The sequence below is a fragment of the Sediminispirochaeta smaragdinae DSM 11293 genome, from assembly GCF_000143985.1.
Lineage (GTDB): Bacteria > Spirochaetota > Spirochaetia > DSM-16054 > Sediminispirochaetaceae > Sediminispirochaeta > Sediminispirochaeta smaragdinae.
In genome coordinates this window covers 3162713-3176613 of sequence record NC_014364.1, presented here as the reverse complement: position 1 = coordinate 3176613, position 13901 = coordinate 3162713, and the positions used below count along the sequence as shown (strand labels likewise).

13 protein-coding genes are annotated in these 13901 nt (G+C 48.4%); 5 read left to right on the top strand and 8 right to left on the bottom strand.

The annotated features are described in order from the left end of the window. Positions 1-82: 82 nt before the first annotated feature. The 3 genes from SPIRS_RS14995 to SPIRS_RS14985 form a co-directional block, all read right to left on the bottom strand. A complete protein-coding gene (locus SPIRS_RS14995) occupies positions 83-1771 on the bottom strand; it encodes a carbon starvation CstA family protein (protein WP_013255530.1) in 1689 nt (562 codons plus the stop codon). A gap of 84 nt (positions 1772-1855) precedes the next feature. Continuing rightward, positions 1856-3007 (bottom strand): [FeFe] hydrogenase H-cluster radical SAM maturase HydE, encoded by a 1152-nt coding sequence (hydE, locus tag SPIRS_RS14990; RefSeq protein ID WP_013255529.1) that lies wholly within the window; start codon positions 3005-3007, stop codon positions 1856-1858. 6 nt (positions 3008-3013) lie between these two features. Continuing rightward, positions 3014-3262, bottom strand: a complete 249-nt coding sequence (locus SPIRS_RS14985) for a TM1266 family iron-only hydrogenase system putative regulator (protein ID WP_013255528.1) — start codon at positions 3260-3262, stop codon at positions 3014-3016. A 181-nt stretch (positions 3263-3443) separates the two neighbouring features. On the opposite strand from SPIRS_RS14985, the gene SPIRS_RS14980 reads away from it, so the two are divergent. Further along, positions 3444-4604, top strand: coding sequence for a hypothetical protein (locus SPIRS_RS14980; protein WP_013255527.1), 1161 nt, complete (start codon positions 3444-3446; stop codon positions 4602-4604). Between the two features lie 52 nt (positions 4605-4656). Here SPIRS_RS14980 and SPIRS_RS14975 read toward each other — a convergent pair whose 3' ends face one another. Then, the gene (locus SPIRS_RS14975) at positions 4657-5649 is read right to left on the bottom strand and encodes a LacI family DNA-binding transcriptional regulator (protein ID WP_245537600.1); all 993 of its coding nucleotides are present in this window, start codon (positions 5647-5649) and stop codon (positions 4657-4659) included. Between the two features lie 69 nt (positions 5650-5718). Between SPIRS_RS14975 and SPIRS_RS14970 the strand changes: the two genes are divergently transcribed. The 3 genes from SPIRS_RS14970 (at position 5719) to SPIRS_RS14960 (ending at position 8980) form a co-directional block, all read left to right on the top strand. Then, positions 5719-6393, top strand: a complete 675-nt coding sequence (locus tag SPIRS_RS14970) for a D-lyxose/D-mannose family sugar isomerase (protein WP_013255525.1) — start codon at positions 5719-5721, stop codon at positions 6391-6393. Then, positions 6390-7559 carry a carbohydrate kinase family protein gene (locus SPIRS_RS14965; RefSeq protein WP_013255524.1) on the top strand — a complete coding sequence of 390 codons (1170 nt, stop codon included), beginning with the start codon at positions 6390-6392 and terminating at the stop codon, positions 7557-7559. The genes SPIRS_RS14970 and SPIRS_RS14965 overlap by 4 nt, the downstream gene beginning before the upstream one ends. Before the next feature lie 62 nt (positions 7560-7621). Then, on the top strand, positions 7622-8980 hold the full coding sequence (locus SPIRS_RS14960; RefSeq protein ID WP_013255523.1) for an MATE family efflux transporter: 1359 nt from the start codon (positions 7622-7624) through the stop codon (positions 8978-8980). Between the two features lie 74 nt (positions 8981-9054). Here the strand turns inward: SPIRS_RS14960 and SPIRS_RS14955 are convergent, their stop codons facing one another. The 4 genes from SPIRS_RS14955 to SPIRS_RS14940 all read right to left on the bottom strand — a co-directional run bounded on the left by SPIRS_RS14955 (position 9055) and on the right by SPIRS_RS14940 (position 12890). Continuing rightward, entirely contained in the window at positions 9055-10005 is a 951-nt protein-coding gene (locus SPIRS_RS14955) for a bile acid:sodium symporter (protein ID WP_013255522.1), read from the bottom strand. 254 nt (positions 10006-10259) lie between these two features. Continuing rightward, positions 10260-11621, bottom strand: coding sequence for a family 4 glycosyl hydrolase (locus tag SPIRS_RS14950; RefSeq protein WP_013255521.1), 1362 nt, complete (start codon positions 11619-11621; stop codon positions 10260-10262). A 29-nt stretch (positions 11622-11650) separates the two neighbouring features. Then, positions 11651-12514 (bottom strand): carbohydrate ABC transporter permease, encoded by an 864-nt coding sequence (locus SPIRS_RS14945; RefSeq protein WP_013255520.1) that lies wholly within the window; start codon positions 12512-12514, stop codon positions 11651-11653. Further along, entirely contained in the window at positions 12507-12890 is a 384-nt protein-coding gene (locus SPIRS_RS14940; RefSeq protein ID WP_281047338.1) for a carbohydrate ABC transporter permease, read from the bottom strand. Before SPIRS_RS14940 ends, SPIRS_RS14945 begins: the two co-directional genes overlap by 8 nt. Before the next feature lie 68 nt (positions 12891-12958). Here SPIRS_RS14940 and SPIRS_RS14935 point away from each other — a divergent pair, with 68 nt between their 5' ends. Then, a complete protein-coding gene (locus SPIRS_RS14935) occupies positions 12959-13711 on the top strand; it encodes a FadR/GntR family transcriptional regulator (RefSeq protein ID WP_013255519.1) in 753 nt (250 codons plus the stop codon). Positions 13712-13901 lie beyond the last annotated feature (190 nt).

The window sequence follows — 13901 nt, the reverse complement described above, 5'->3', positions numbered from 1 at the left end:
TGCTCTTGGAACCATTCGGCCTGTGGGTTGTGAGAAACCACACAGGCCGATACGGATGAAAAAATGATAAGACGGGCGGGCTTTAGGCCTTCACTGCTTTATCTTTTCCGAAATTCTTAAAAAAGGTCACGACCATAGCGATGTTGATGATGATCATGATGATATTCATGAGCCCGACCAAGGTCCCTGTGATAAGGTTCTTGATGTTCGCAGGATCTGCAAAGTGGGCGGGAACGATCGCGATCTGGTACCAAATGATGGCGGCGGTGACGGTTATCCAGAGAAAAACCGCGGGAATAAATACCAAATTGGTATATTTCTCGTTCAGCTCCTTTTTCACCCACATTGCCACGGTCAGCATGACGATAGAAGCAATGAGCTGGTTTGCGCCGGAAAATGCGGGCCAAAGGATGGTGTAGTTTCCGCTCCAGGCAAGGCCGATACCGAAGAATGCAACGACAAGGGAACCTACCCATTTGTTGTTGAAAAACTTATAAAGGCCGGGACGCTTCTCCTTTGCGGGAAGCGAGAGTTCACTGACAATGTATCGTCCCAGACGGTTTGTCGTATCAAGGGTGGTGAGGGCAAAGGAACTTACCCAAATGGCGGCAAACAGCTTCATAAATTTTGCCGTGAAAAAGGGCATCGCAGATGCCACCATTGCCCCGTAGCTCGCAGTAAACCGTGCCAAGGGCGGGGTGGCGAGGACCTTTCCTTCGCCGAGGGCCTGCACACCGAAAGCAGCAATGGCGATAACGGAAATCGTGGCAAGGAAGCCTTCGGTCAGCATCGCACCGTAACCGACAAAGAGGCCGTCTTTTTCATCACGAAGCTGCTTACTGCTGGTACCGGAGGCAATGAGTGCGTGAAAACCGGAGAGGGCACCGCAGGCGATAACAAGGGGAACGGTAGGCCAAAAGGGCGATGGCTTACCACCGATAACCTTGGCGCTGAAGCTTGTAAAAACAGGTACGGAATCAAAACCTTTTGCCGACAAGATTGCACCGATTGCACCGGTAATCAGCCCGAAATAGAGGAGAAAACTGTTCAGGTAGTCTCTTGGCTGAAGAAGAATATTCACCGGCAGGGAACTGGCGATGATGATGTAGATAAAAATAACCAAAAACCAGACATCCTTACTTGCCGAGATACCAACATGTTTACCAATGACAAATGAGGCAATAAGTAAAACGATGCCGATAAGGGTACTTATGATCATCGGCAACTTTGTCCGATACATCAGAATTCCGAGCACAATGGCGGAGGCGCAAAAAAGAAAGAAGGTTGATGCTACAGCCCCATCTCCTGCAAACTGTCCTGCTACGATATCACCGAACGCTGCAACAACAAGAAAGCATAGGAAAAGGATAAACCAGCCGAAAGATTTTCCTGCCTTTTTGCCAATCAGTTCCTGAGCAACGAACTGTACCGAGCGTCCGTCATACCTAACAGAGGCAGTCAGCGCAAGATAGTCATGAATAGCACCGATGAAGATGTTCCCAAACCATATCCACAGAAGGCCGGGAAGCCATCCCCAGGCAATGGCAATTGCGGGACCAACGATGGGACCTGCTCCTGCGATGGATGCAAAGTGATGGCCGAAAAGGACATATTTGCTTGTCGGAATATAGTCCACGCCATCCGAGAGCCTCTGCGAAGGGGCTGCAGGTGCTTCTTGAGATTTGAGCAACTTCGTTTGAAGCCCTTTACCGAATGAGAAATAGAAAATCAGGTAGATCGCCAAGGCAACTACAAGAACCAGAGTTGTCATAGCTCCTCCTCTATAAGTAGATTATTGTCCCATATACTAATTCGAAGGTCTGAAGAATGCAACACTTATCGTCGGAAAGTGTTATCACTCTCTAGGGAATTTCCTTTTGAAAAAACGAGGTGAATCTCCCCATGCATTAAGGCCAACGCTTCTTCCCGTAGATGCAATGCGCCCCGCAAGACAGGCCTCACATGCCTCTTTTCGTTCGTTCATGCACGGCTTATTCTCGTAGAGCCTGTAGGCCTCCCGTACGCGAAGGGGGGTAATATTGGGCATGGTTACGTTTGCCCCGAAGCGAAGGCCCCGTTCTCTTCCGTCCGGCACAAGGGCCTGAAGAGCGGTGGTTGCGGCAATATTTGCATCGGGCAATGCAAGCCGTGTTGCCGCAATCATAAGGAGCGAAAGATGCAGCAACGCTTCCTTCTCCATCATTCCCTGTACTGCCATGGGCGTATCCGGATGGGTAATATACGGCCCCATGCCGATCATATCAACATCGATTTCCCGGAAAAAGAGGATATCGCGTGCGAGCATATCGATGCTCTGGCCGGGAATGCCTATCATCACCCCGGTGCCAACCTGAAAGCCAGCCTTCCGCAGGTCGTGCAGAGCCTGGAGCCGGGTCTCAAAACGCTGTTCAGGGGGATGGATGGCCGAAAAGAGCTCGGGGTTGCTGGTTTCGATTCTCAAAAGATATCGATGCGCTCCCGCATTGTAGAATCGGCGATAGGTCTCAAGGGTTTGCTCCCCCACACTTAGGGTAATGCCCACTCCGTCCGGAAGTTCCGTACTGCGGGAACGTTCCTTTATGGTCTTGACGATTCTTTCCACAAGCTCGATGAAGGCTTCGTCTCTCCTCTCTCCGGACTGGAGTACCACCGATCCGTAACCCCTTTCCGCACACCAGAGGGCCGATTCGACGATCTCCTCCTCATCGAGAAGGTAGCGGCTGGAGACATGGGTATTACTTCTGCGTATGCCGCAGTAGCGACAATTCTGGGTGCATATGTTTGAGAATTCTACAATGCCTCGGTAGTAGACGAGGTTCCCAACCTCTCGTTCCATCACCTCCATTGCCCTATATCGAACCTGATCCACCAGGGCCTTTTCACGATAAGGGATAGAGAGAATTGCCCGAAGCGCTTTTTCGCTGGGTATGGCTCCATGACGAAGCGTATGTATGTATTCTTCTTGTGCGAAATCCGCGGCGGAGACGTCAATCGATGTGTGCATCATACCGCGTTACTTTTTTGCCAGACTCGATTTCACCGAAACACCCTCTATGGCACCCAGCTTTCCGGTGAGGCTTCCAAGGGCATCTGTGGTTGTATCGACGATCAGGGTGATGACCGATAGCCCCTTTTCCCGATACGGAACACCGGTTCTGCAGACAATCTGATCTCCGAAATCGGTTAAAAGCTCCTGGACCTTTCCTGCTGTCTCGTTTCTGTTTTCGATGATGATACCGATAAAGCCAAGCCGTTTTTCCATCCGAGTGCCTCCCTCCTGCAACAGGGAAGGAAGGCGCAGGCAGATCGTATCTATAAGCGTCTCCCTTGGTTTCGGTCTTACCCTTGCCGCAGGTTGATATTTCAGTACATACTTTACCGTGTGAATAATCTTTTGTATAGATTGAATACCGCTTCCGAAAAGGATGGTAAAGGAGTCGGCCATGGATCAAAGAACAGAAATAGCGGGAGAACCCTCTTTTGGGCTGAAGAATAGCTTTGTAGAACTATTTGTTACCGAACGAGGGGCCCAGATGGCGCCGGTACGTTTTTTTCCAAAGGATGCTAACCCGGTTCAGCCCTATCACCTGAGCCCCTGGCAGGGAGAATCGCACGATCAGACGGCAGATCAGCCTGCGGTGCTTCGTCCCCTTCGGGGGGATTTTTTCTGCATGCCCTTTGGGGACAACGACGAGCTGCCGGACGGGATCGGTGAGCATCATCCCCCTCACGGGGAAAGCGCCGGCTTAAAATGGAACCTTGTGTCCCGACAGGAGTCTGCCGATGGACGGTCCACCTTGGAGCTTGAGCTTAGCACTTCCGTCCGACCAGGCTCGATTCGGGCGACGTGGCAGCTGACGGGAGGCGACAGTTGTATCTACACCAGGCATCGCATCGCCGGGAACAGGGGGCCTGTCACACTCGGCCACCATGCCACTCTAACGGGACAAAACGGGCAGCTGCAGATAAAAAGCTCTCCTCTCCTTTTTGGGATGACCAACGCCTATCAGCCCCCCTTCAGTCATGATCGAGAGTATTATTCCCTTGCTACCGGTGCCTTCTTTGACGACCTGTCGCATGTCCCGACGATCTGGAAAGATCCAGCCTTTACCGATTGTTCTCACTTTCCCGCCCGGGAAGGGTTTGTCGACATCCTGCAGCTCTGTCAGCGGCCGAGCGAAGAACCCGGCTGGATGACCGCCCTCTGCCGTGAGGGGGGCTATCTCTGGTTTTCTTTCAAGAATCTTCGGCTTCTTCCCTCCACCGTCATGTGGATGGAAAACCGGGGGCGTCACATGGCCCCCTGGAGCGGCCGGAATGTTTGTATCGGCTTGGAAGATGTGTGCGCTTATCTTGCTCAGGGCCTTGATGCTTCGGCCGCTGATAATCCGCTGAGCCGACGAGGCCTTGCAACCACCCTTTTCCTTGAGGGGCAAGAGGCGCTTTCTGTTTCCTATATACAAGGGGTGCTCCGGCTGTGTGATGGCTTTGATGAAGTCGATACAGTCCTCTTTTCCCCCGAGGGTGCCACCTTTCTTGCAACATCGGGGAAGCGACTCTTTTCTCCGGTCCGCTGGCGTTTTTTATTTGGTGAGGATCTTTGATTTCCTTACTGTCACGAATATTGGTGGTGAAAGGGCATAATGCTCTTTCGGCTTACCCTGCTTCGCAGACGATGTGCTGTGGGGGAAGATCCGGCTGACGGATCACATCGAGAAGAAGTTTCGATGCCGCTTCTCCCATCTTTTTGTGGGGATGGGGAATATCCTCCATGGACGCCTCGGCCCACCGGGGAGTTTCGCCAAATCGAATGATCCTTGCATCGAAGCGGTACGTTCGCAGGATCCAGGAAAGCTTATCCGCCAGACCGCTGGTCGTGACGAAAAAGGTGTCGGCCGGCGAAGCGCTTCTCATCACTTCCACTGTCTGCTTCTCGAGATCATCACTTTCGGGATTGAGAGAAAAGATGGGAATGATCGTTTCTGCCATTCCCTTTGCTCGTACCGCTTCCCGGTAACCGGCAAGTCGGGCATCGATGGATGATGCAGCAAGGGCAAGGGAAACGCAGCACACATTCCTGGCACCCTGACGTATCGCTTTGCTGACCGCGTTTCTCGCAGCTTTCCGGTCGTTCTGGAGAACCGTATGGGTTTCAAGGCCCTCGATGGTGCGATCGACGACGACGAAGGGATACCCTTGCCTCAGCAAGCCCTCAATATGGGATCCGTCGTAAGGCGTTTCTCCATGGAAGGGCATGGTCGGGATGAGAATGATACCATCGACTCCCTGCCACACCATCTTTTCGATCACGGAACATTCCCGTTTGTTGTCGAAGCGACTGGTCGAGATCATGAGGGAATATCCCTGCTCGTAAAGCACCGATTCGATACCCCGAATAATGTTGTTCATAAAGGATTCGAAAACATCGGGGAAAACCGCTCCGATAATATCGCTTCGACCACGATTAAGCGCCTTTGCAAAATAGTTGGGCTTATAGGAGGTCTTTTTAACGTAATCCAGGACCATCTGCTGGGTTTCCCGACTGATGCGGTATTCATCGCCTCTTCCCTGGAGCACCAGAGATACGGTAGTGCGCGAGAGCCCGAGGTGCTCGGCCACCTCCTTCATGGTCCTTGTCGATTTAGCCATTATGGATGAAATTATCACTTGTCAGCCGCAGTTACAAGTGCTAAACTACGTTAGCTATGGAGGAACAATATGAAACGAAGTGAAATAAATGCAATCATCGAAGGGGCGCAAGCCTTTTTTAGTGAACAGGGGTTCCATCTGCCCGAATGGGCATTCTGGAACCCTGAACAGTGGGCCGCACATAAAAACGGATGTAAGGAAATTTTCGACTGTAAGCTTGGCTGGGATATCACCGATTTCGGTTCAGGGCGATTTGAGACCAGGGGACTGACCCTGTTTACCCTGAGAAACGGTCTTGAAGGGAGTTATGCAAAGCCCTATGCGGAGAAAATCATGGTGGTTGGTGAGGAACAGGAGACTCCCTTTCACTTTCACTGGAATAAGATGGAGGATATCATCAACAGGGGAGGTGGGAAGCTTGCCTTTGAACTCTATATGTCGGATGCACAGGACGGCTTCTCCACGCAGAGCGTTACCGTATCCGTCGATGGTGTACAGCGGGTCCTGGAAGCCGGCGAGCGACTTGTTCTTGATCCCGGATCGAGTCTGAGCCTTCCCCAGCGCCTATATCATCGCTTTTTCGCCGTAAAGGGATACGGAAAGGTCATGTGCGGAGAGGTCAGCATGGTAAACGACGACGACAGCGACAATCGTTTCAAGGAGGAACTTGGACGCTTTCCTGCCATTGAGGAGGATGTACCTCCTACGCGGCTTATGGTTGGTGATTACCGGAGATTTGCATGAGAATTACGGCTACGGGGTGCTGCCTGATCGATGTTCTCTATCGGGAGATATCCTATGCCGGAGATGCCTTTCGCCGCCTTCTTTCCCGGGTCCCGGGAGACGGCGGCCTCATTCCCGGAGGCCTCGTTCTCGCCAATGACCTCGAGGCCTTTGCAGGCCGCCCCTTTCCCGAACTTTTATACGAAATAAGCGGTGGTACGGAAGCCACGGCCGTGAATCTGGGAGGACCCGCCATTGTCGCCCTGGTTCATGCGGCACAGCTTCTCGAGAAGCAGGGGGTGGAGAGTCGATTCTACGGTATTGTCGGTGATGATCCCCTTGCCGGACAGATCGAGTCCTTTATCGGAGAAACACCGGTACAGGCGTTTTTCCAATACATGGATAAGAGTCCTTCGCCTTCTACCGTCGTCCTGGCCGACCCTTACGCCCTGGAAGGGAAGGGGGAGCGTAGCTTTGTCCATACCATCGGAGCGGCGGAACATCTTGCCGTGGAACGGTTTCCTGACGATTTTTATGATACCGATATCCTTCTTATCGGAGGTTCGGCCCTTGTTCCTCCGCTTCACGCCGCTCTTACCCCGCTTCTTAAAAGGGCGAAAGAGCACGGAGCCCTGACCATTGTGGGGACGGTGTATGATTTCCGAAGCCAAAAGCGTGACCCAAAGGGAATATGGCCTCTGGGAGATCGGGACAGCTATCGGTTTATCGATCTTTTGGTCTGTGATGAAGAAGAGGCTCTTCGCCTGAGTGCCACGACACGTATCGAAGATGCCGCGAACCGCTTTATCGACTGGAGGGTCGGTGCTTTGGTCATCACCCGGGGGGCAAGGGATTATCTTCTTTGGTCGGGGGGAGAGCGATTTCTTTCCCACGAGATGGCCATGCTGCCCGTCAGCCGCTGGGTCGACGATCGACTTGCCGCAGATCCTTCATTGAAAGGGGACACCACCGGATGTGGAGATAACTTCCTTGGTGGCCTTGTCGCCTCGTCTGCAATGCAGCTTCCCGAAAAACCTTCGCTACGTGAGGCTGCCGCCTGGGCCGCCGCCAGCGGAGGCTTTGCCTGTTTCTACCACGGAGGCACCTATCACCAAAAGATGAGAGGGGAAAAACGGCGGCTTTTGGAGCCTATTGTCTCCTCATATCGAAGGCAGATCGGAGAGTGAAGCTCTTCCCTCGATGGGGTAAACTAGCTATCCTCAGGAAAAAAAGGTAGAGGGAGGATGCTATGCGCGAAACTGTGGGGGGAAATAGTCTTGATTCCCTTTTGAGCGAGCCTGTTCCTCGTCTTGTTCGGACCATCGGCATACCGGCTGCCGTAGGCTTTCTCTTCAATACCGGATTCAATGTCGTTGATACCTGGTATGCGGGAATGCTCTCTACAAGTACCCTTGCGGCCTTAAGCCTCTCCTTTCCCCTCTTTTTTATTATCATTGCCTTTACCGAAGGTTTTTCCGTCGGGGTCACCGCTGTTGTCGGAAACGAATATGGTGCCGGGCGCGAGTCCTCCGGCCGCTTTGTCTCCGCCCAGGTCTTTTCCCTGGGAATTATTCTTTCATTGTTGCTCACGCTTGTGGGGGAGCTTGCCGCCCCACCACTTTTCCGTCTGCTTGGTGCAGACGGGGACTATCTTTCCAAGGCCCTGGCCTATATGCGAATCATCTTTGCAGGTGCTTTGTTTTTCCTCTTTAATGGTGCGATAAACGGCATTTTGCGTGCTCACGGCGATACCAAAAGCTATCGCAATGTCCTGATTGCCGGTTTCCTTTTGAACCTTCTTCTCGACCCTCTTTTCATCTTCGGCTGGCTTGGTATTCCCCGGATGGGCATTCGCGGGGTTGCCTTTGCGACGATCCTGGTTCAGGCCCTTGGTATGTCCTACATGCTGTATCGTCTGCAAAAGTATAGACGCTTCGCTGGGGCACATCGACATGACTTTCTTCCCCGTCCCTCGGCATGGCTCCAGTTACTCGGACAAGGGGTGCCGGCTACTTTGAACTCTCTCACCGTGGGGGTCGGGATTTTCGTCATTACCTGGTTTCTCGGGCAATTCGGCGAAAGGGCCGTTGCGGCCTATGGGGCCGCAGTGAGGATCGAGCAGATTGCTCTGCTCCCTACGATTGGAATTTCTACGGCGGTCTTGAGTATTTCGGCGCGCAATAGCGGTGCCGCTCTTTTCCATAGGGTGAAAGAGACCGAGATATCGGCGCTTAAATACGGCCTTGTTCTTCTCGTTCCAGCTGCCTTTTTCCTTTTGGCCGCACCGGTGCTTGTCGGATTTTTCAGCGGCGACCAAGAGGTCATTGCTATTGGGGCCCGTTATCTGCGTATCGATTCCCTGACCCTTTACGCTTATGTTGTTCTTTCGGTCCATGTCTCCCTGCTTCAGGGCCTGAAAAGACCGCGTTTTGCCATCGCCATAGGACTCTTTAGACAGCTGCTTGTACCTGTCCCTCTTTTCTGGCTCCTTTCTAAGACCGCAGGCCTTGGGGTAACCGGGGTCTTCTGGGGAATCTTTGCGGTAACCTGGATGGCGGCACTGATCGCGGCCCTTTACTGTCGGCATATACTTTCTGAATATGCCTAATTTACATATGCGGAAAAATGGTTTCCTATCGGCGGCCTCTTTCACTAAACGGCCTTGGTGTATTCATGTGTGATTCATATTTTTTGCTTTGGCAAAATTCGTACAACAACAAAAGCAGCACCTACCATTATTAAAATATAATAGAAAATTATCAGGAGGGAAACGGAAGAGACTATTTCCTCATTCTTCGGGAAATAGATCGTTGCAAGAGGAATTCCCATTCCCATTGTTTTCTGCGTTCCTGTAAAGATGGAACAGACTTGGTCCTTCCGTGAAAATTTACAACCAACGGTCAAGAGTGATACCAGCAGTAAAAGTAATGAACAAAAGGCAAATACGCCAATCAGGGGTATCGAAAGCAAATGGAAGTATTCAAGAAGATCTCCTTTACAAAAGGTTGCCGCCAATTTCATATAGAGAATAAAGAATATCCCATAATAGGTAACAATTCCCGGAATACGGCCCAATAACACATGCCTCTGGCGCAAAAACTGTCCGATAGCAAAGGGGATAATCATTTTCTGACATAAATTCTCCACTACCTGTGAGAAAGGGATAACAGAGATAAATTGAGTTGCCAGTAACGTAGAAAGTAACAAGGGGGTAAGGAGCAGCCCCAAAAATTGCGAAACAATTGAATTATACAATGCTCCAACAGTATTACCTCCGTATTCCTTCGTCAGCATAATGCAAGACGTTATGGTGGTGGGTAAACAACCGAGAAACAACAGACCTATAGCATATTCCAAATGGGAATATCGCATGACAGCATGAAAAATACCATAAGCCAGTATAGGTGAAAGGCCAAACAAGGAAAATTGCGAAAAAAGGATAAGTTTCCAGTTCCTTAATCCTACCAACAATTGCCGGGAGTCTGTTGTCATCCCCATTCCGACATACATAAGCATGATCGTAACCGTAGCGAACATTTCATGCGAGTTCAGCATTCCGCCAAAATCACGCAGAAACCACGTAATAAAAAGTGTAATAGCCAACACAAGGAAAAAATTAATATGTCGATCCATGTAATATCCACCTTACTTTCTTGCCAAAAAAATCACACAGGACTCATTTTCAGGGGTTTTTATTATTTGTGTTAAATAAAAATACTTTCTTTTGAAATATTGGGTAGAAAATATTTCCTCCGTAATATTGTTGCAAAATCAGACGGAAAACAATCGATACAGAGGATAAGCCCTCTGTATCGACTTCAAACATATTCAAAAGAAATACAATCCGTTTTTTACATAAAACACAATTACAGGAATAAAAGGCAACCTCATCCTAAATAATCAAGCCAAGGCTTTTGCCTATCTATCATAATGTCTACTAATTCGGGAAGACACCGACACTGGTCAACGACAGGATTGGCCATCAATGCTTGAATGACATATTCTTTCCGACTAGTCAGCACAGCTTCAGCAATCAGGTCATACACACCACAATAATTACGAAGCAGTGCCGCAAAGCCTTTGGGATAGGCAGGGAATTTTACCCCTTTTATTCCCGATGCCGAAACGATGCCTGGTACTTCAACGGCAATCCATGAAGGAAGTTCAGGTATCAGATCCTCGTTAAGAATATTGACAGCCGGTTCTTCATAAGAAGCAGCCCCCTTTAAAAGCGCCTCAAGTATATATACCAATCGTTCGTGTGTTTCCGTACCGATTTTCGGTTCATTTCGAGAGAGCATTATTTGGTAGAACTCGTAGAAATCCTTGATACCTTTGTGATCAGCGATTTCCCAGGCCCAAGAAATGTATTCCCCAATATGGCTGTCACCTGTAATCGGCAATAAACGATATCGTTCCAAAATGGTTTTAAAAAGCGTGCGATCAGCCCAAGACTTGGAACTGCGGGTACCGGCAAGCAACGATCGCCTGTCGCTTCCCTCTGTTTGTTCAACAGATCCTCCCTTTTGTACATACGAAAGCAGATCGGAATATCCAGGTTCCCGTTCAAAAAAAGCAGGAGCCCTCTCAAGGATATCAGGATAGGCATCTTTGCCCGTCGACCGATAGGAGGCTTCAAGCAGAACACTGAAATGATTCAAACCTGCAGCCCGGAGAGCAATATCTTCGTAGGGGGTATCCAGAATTATCGGCACATAACGTTTCAACGAAGCTATTTCGTGGCACATTCCGATGAATTTAAGTTGAGGATACTTTCGCAACACTGCTGTCGTTATTGCTGTCATCGGATTGGAATAATTGAATACATAGGCATTAGGACAAAATTGCATTACATCATCACAAATTTCCACAATCACCGGAGTGATGCGAAGAGAATGGAACACCCCACCAGCTCCACCGTTCTCCCCATAAACCTGATGAATTCCATATTGCTGTGGGATGGTCCAATCTTGATTCCAAAGAGGAAATCGTTTACCGACCTCAATGGAGATGACCACGACATCGGCATCCCGCAGGGCTTCTTTCCTGTCAGTGTATGCCTGGACCCAAAATGGTTTGCCACTTTCCTCCAGGAAAGATGTTGCAATCTTTTGTACATGAGCCAGTGCTTTCTCGTCGATATCGACGATGTCAATTTCGCTTCCTTCCAGAGCCTGGCTCTGAAACAAATCACCCAAGGTACCCAATCCGAATTGAGCACTTCCCGCTCCAATCAACACAATTTTCATGATAAAGCTCCTTTCTAACTCAATAGAAATTATTGTTTTATTGCACCAGAAGTTAATCCTGCAACGAGTTTTTTCTGAAATACAATCACAAGGATTAACAAAGGTAGCGTAATAACGACAGATGCAGCCATGATTTCGCCAAAAGGATATTGTCGGGAAACGGTTCCGCTGAACATGGCAATGGCAACGGGAATAGTTCTCGATTTTGGGGAAACCGAAGAAAACGTCAGTGCAAATAGATATTCGTTCCAAGCAGCAATGAAGGCAAGCAAGCCTGTAGTAACAGCAGCGGGTATCGTAAGTGGAAGTAAAATATCAAAAAAACTTTGAAATGGCGTAGCTCCATCAACATAAGCCGCCTCAAGGAGCGATGATGGAAGTTGCCGATAATATGATGTCATGACCCAAACAGTAAAAGGTAGTGTAAACAGAAAATAAGATAAAATCATGCTTTGTATTGCTGATATATGCAGAAACCGTATTACGGAATATAACCCACTAAGAACCGAGACTCGAGGAAACATTGTCATGGTAAGAATGAGATACAGGATAATCTTTTTCCCCCGAAAATACAATTTTCCAAGAGCATAGGCTGAAAAAGAACCAAGGAGCAAGGAAACCAGTGTCACTACTCCGGCAACAATAATGGAATTTGCAATGCTATGAAGGAAAAGGGTGTTCTTCAATACTGCCTGATAATTGATTGAGGAAGGCAGGAACTTCATTGAAATATGATCCAAGGGAACCAGTGTAGCAGGAGTCATCATCAATTGATTTTCTGTTTTCATTGATGTATTTACCATCCAGTAGAACGGAAAAAATACAAGCAAAATAAAACAGAAAAGGAAAATGCAAAAAAACGTATTATGAATTATCTGGTTCTTCTTAATCATTTTTGCTTATTCCTCCTGCTAACTTGACATAAATAAGTGAAACTAAAAAGACCAGAAGAAAGATAAGAATACTGGAAGCCGATGAATATCCCATAGCTTTACTATCAATCAGCTGATAATATGTATAGGAAGCCAAGGAAAAACGTTTTTGGGCAAAGATTATTTGGAAAAGATCAAAAACCCGTAATGCATCAAGCGTACGGAAAATCATGGCCACCATAAGGGCATTTTTTACCAGAGGAAGCGTCACGCAAAAAAAGGTCCGACCGGCTCCTGCTCCATCTACCTTTACTGCTTCATATAGTTCCTTGGGGATTGCTTGTAATCCGGCAATAAGAAGCAGGGTCATAAATGGAGTAGTTTTCCATTTATGAATTCAATTTGATTGGTATACCAGTGTAATGGATGCCATCCATATAGTGTTAACAATTGGGAGGTAGCAAAATGCACCATGAAAAAAGTGGTAGTCATTACAAAGATATTATCGAACACATAAAAGATTTGATTGCAACAGGAGTTTATTCTGCAGGAGATAAATTCCCTTCCGAACGAAGCCTGGCAGAAAAATTTAACGTCAGCAGGGTCCCTGTTCGGGAAGCCCTGAAGGTTCTGGAATATATCGGTATCTTAAAAAATGTTCCTAACGATGGGCTGTATGTACATAACCTCGACATATCCCATATCATAGAAAACCTCAGTTTCGGCTTATCAATACAGTCTCAAAGTGTTTTATCTCTTTTTGAGGTACGTATTTCCCTGGAATCGACGGCCTGTTATTATGCGGCAATACGACGAACAGGTGAAGACATTACACAAATTCGTTTGACGCTGAAAAAGATGCGGGATCTTTTGAAAGAGGCTAAAATCAAGGATGCCGATTATGAGATGCTTCGGTTATACTCCCATGAATTTCATGCACTTCTGGTACGCTCAGCACACAATGAAATACTGACGGGTATCTATTGCTCTCTGTTCAGTCTCCTGGAATTGTCAAAGCAATATACCATAAGAAGAGAATTTGATTCCTATGACTCATTGCTGGCCCATGAGGCGATTTTCAATAAAATTCTTTCGAAAGATAGCAACGGAGCCCGTGATGATATGATAGGACATTTGGTGTGTGCGCGCCGTAAATTGGAGGAAGCAGTTTTGGCAGATACCGAAAACGTACATGACATTTCTGATACAGCTACATAAAATACAACTTGAGCAAGGCTCTTTTTTTGTTTCATCGAACAACAATACAGAAAAAACCATTGGTTTCCCAATTCATTATCAACTGGAAATCCATCGCATCGGCAAAAGGAATGCCGTAACGGCACTATTATCCATGGTACACGATCCTGATGGTGATTGCCGTGGTCAAATACTTATTGGCGAGCAATAG

Bases quoted from the DNA above. Each gene is read 5' to 3' on its own strand.
- SPIRS_RS14935 (WP_013255519.1), top strand. From the start codon at position 12,959: ATGCACCATGAAAAAAGTGGTAGTCATTACAAAGATATTATCGAACAC.
- SPIRS_RS14980 (WP_013255527.1), top strand. From the start codon at position 3,444: ATGGATCAAAGAACAGAAATAGCGGGAGAACCCTCTTTTGGGCTGAAG.
- SPIRS_RS14960 (WP_013255523.1), top strand. From the start codon at position 7,622: ATGCGCGAAACTGTGGGGGGAAATAGTCTTGATTCCCTTTTGAGCGAG.
- SPIRS_RS14975 (WP_245537600.1), bottom strand. From the start codon at position 5,649: ATGGCTAAATCGACAAGGACCATGAAGGAGGTGGCCGAGCACCTCGGG.
- SPIRS_RS14970 (WP_013255525.1), top strand. From the start codon at position 5,719: ATGAAACGAAGTGAAATAAATGCAATCATCGAAGGGGCGCAAGCCTTT.
- SPIRS_RS14950 (WP_013255521.1), bottom strand. From the start codon at position 11,621: ATGAAAATTGTGTTGATTGGAGCGGGAAGTGCTCAATTCGGATTGGGT.
- SPIRS_RS14945 (WP_013255520.1), bottom strand. From the start codon at position 12,514: ATGATTAAGAAGAACCAGATAATTCATAATACGTTTTTTTGCATTTTC.
- SPIRS_RS14995 (WP_013255530.1), bottom strand. From the start codon at position 1,771: ATGACAACTCTGGTTCTTGTAGTTGCCTTGGCGATCTACCTGATTTTC.
- SPIRS_RS14985 (WP_013255528.1), bottom strand. From the start codon at position 3,262: ATGGAAAAACGGCTTGGCTTTATCGGTATCATCATCGAAAACAGAAAC.
- SPIRS_RS14955 (WP_013255522.1), bottom strand. From the start codon at position 10,005: ATGGATCGACATATTAATTTTTTCCTTGTGTTGGCTATTACACTTTTT.
- SPIRS_RS14965 (WP_013255524.1), top strand. From the start codon at position 6,390: ATGAGAATTACGGCTACGGGGTGCTGCCTGATCGATGTTCTCTATCGG.
- hydE (WP_013255529.1), bottom strand. From the start codon at position 3,007: ATGATGCACACATCGATTGACGTCTCCGCCGCGGATTTCGCACAAGAA.